The organism is Photorhabdus heterorhabditis, assembly GCF_001280945.1.
GTDB classification, from domain to species: Bacteria; Pseudomonadota; Gammaproteobacteria; order Enterobacterales; family Enterobacteriaceae; genus Photorhabdus; species Photorhabdus heterorhabditis.
Genome location: NZ_LJCS01000154.1, coordinates 1 through 1,767 on the forward strand (window position 1 = coordinate 1; position 1,767 = coordinate 1,767).

General features: G+C 48.6%; 2 protein-coding genes. One reads left to right on the plus strand and one right to left on the minus strand.

Features of this window, described 5'->3' with window-relative positions; translation table 11 throughout:
• Window positions 1–40 precede the first annotated feature (40 nt).
• The gene (locus AM629_RS21000; protein ID WP_054481736.1) at window positions 41–1,210 is read right to left on the minus strand and encodes an RNA-guided endonuclease InsQ/TnpB family protein; all 1,170 of its coding nucleotides are present in this window, start codon (window positions 1,208–1,210) and stop codon (window positions 41–43) included.
• A 56-nt stretch (window positions 1,211–1,266) separates the two neighbouring features.
• Here AM629_RS21000 and tnpA point away from each other — a divergent pair, with 56 nt between their 5' ends.
• On the plus strand, window positions 1,267–1,692 hold the full coding sequence (gene tnpA, locus AM629_RS21005; protein ID WP_054481738.1) for an IS200/IS605 family transposase: 426 nt from the start codon (window positions 1,267–1,269) through the stop codon (window positions 1,690–1,692).
• Window positions 1,693–1,767: the final 75 nt, after the last annotated feature.

Genomic DNA, 1,767 nt, shown 5'->3' on the forward strand with positions numbered 1-1,767 from the left:
GTGACTGCTCCCCGCCCTGTCGGGCGAGGCTTCCCACTTCCTAGGCCGCAACCGTCTGTGTGACGGATTTACACTGGCCTCCATGGGCAGAAACGACGAGTCCCGCCGCTTGTAATTCCAGTATTCCCTTGCGTTCGATGTTGATCGCCGCATTGATATCGCGGTCATGCTCTACTCCGCATTCAGGACATTGCCAGATGCGTTTATTTAACGGCATCTCCGACATTTTGTGACCGCAGCAGTGACAGGTTTTCGTACTGGCGAACCATTGCTCCAACTTCACCAGATGCACTCCTTTCTCTGCTGCTTTGTATTCCAGTTTTGCGACCAATCCAGACCATCCAGCATCGCCTATCGCACGAGCCAGATGGTGATTTTTCATCATATTTGCCGCTTTCAGCGTCTCGACAATTACCGCTTGGTTTTCGTCAACAATTGCGCGAGATAATTTATGCTGGAAATCGGCGCGGGCGTTGGCTACCCGCTCGTGAACTGCCGCAAGTTGTATTCGGGCTTTACGTCTGTTTGCGCTCCCCTTTCTCTTACGCGAAAGGGCTTTCTGCTTCCGGCGCAGATTGTGACTGACATTGATAAGGTGGCGCGGATTGGCAATCTTATTGCCGTCCGATTTGATGGCAAAATGCGTCAGCCCCATATCCAGCCCTGTAACGTTTGATATCAGTGCTGGTTTCGTAGGTGCTTCCATTCCGTCATCACAGAGTAACGATGCGTAGTATTTTCCGGTTGCGCTGCGGCTCAATGTGATACTTTTCAGCGTTCCCGTAATTTCACGATGTAAACGAGCTTCAATCGGCAAGATTTTCGGGATTTTGAGCGCACCATCAATGACTTTGATTCCAACACAATGATAGCTAGATTGCTTTCCGTGCTTACTTTTAAACGTCGGGAAACGGGCTTTCAGTTTCGGATTGAAAAAGTTGGAAAAGGCCACTTCGAGATTAATCACCGCCTGCTGTAACGCGATGGAATCATACTCTTTAAGCCATGCGTATTTACGGGATTTTTTTGCTACGGCCAGTAAAGGTTTCAAGTCGTTACGGGGGCTTAAACTCACCCCGTGCCGCTGGTAAGCCTGTTTTTTAATGTGAAGAGCTTTGTTGTACGCAAAACGCACCGCACCGAACTGGGCATTGAGAAATTCCGCCTGTTCCGGTGTCGGGTAAATACGTACTTTCGTGGCTCTTAACATAATCAGCGCTCATTGATATACTTCTGTTATTTTAACAGGTTAACGGAATATATCAATTGAGTAATCATGATGATTTGCTGGAGGGGTTCCTCCGTAAACGGCATAGTGTCAGCAAACTGGTTGTACACCTGATTTTTACCACAAAATACCGCCGAAAATTGTTTGACGGACGAATGATAGAGCAGTTGCGTGATGCTTTTTGTTCTGCTGCCGGAAAGCTCGAATGCGAAATAATTGAGATGGACGGGGAGCCAGATCATGTACACCTGCTGGTTGCCTACCCGCCAAAGCTTGCTGTCAGTGTGATGGTCAATAATTTGAAATCGGTATCATCACGTCTGCTACGCCAGCAGAACACGCATTTACGGATGCAAAGTAAAACCGGACTTTTGTGGTCAAGATCGTACTTTGTCTGTAGCACCGGAGGGGCAACGATTGAAACGCTCAGAGCCTACGTTCAGAGTCAGTCAACGCCAGATTGATCTTTAAAGCCCTGCGGGCTTTTCGCCTTATATCCCCGCCCGCACTGGCCGAGGGTTTACGGCGTTTTTCGCTAA

Bases quoted from the DNA above. Each gene is read 5' to 3' on its own strand.
- AM629_RS21000 (WP_054481736.1), bottom strand. From the start codon at position 1,210: ATGTTAAGAGCCACGAAAGTACGTATTTACCCGACACCGGAACAGGCG.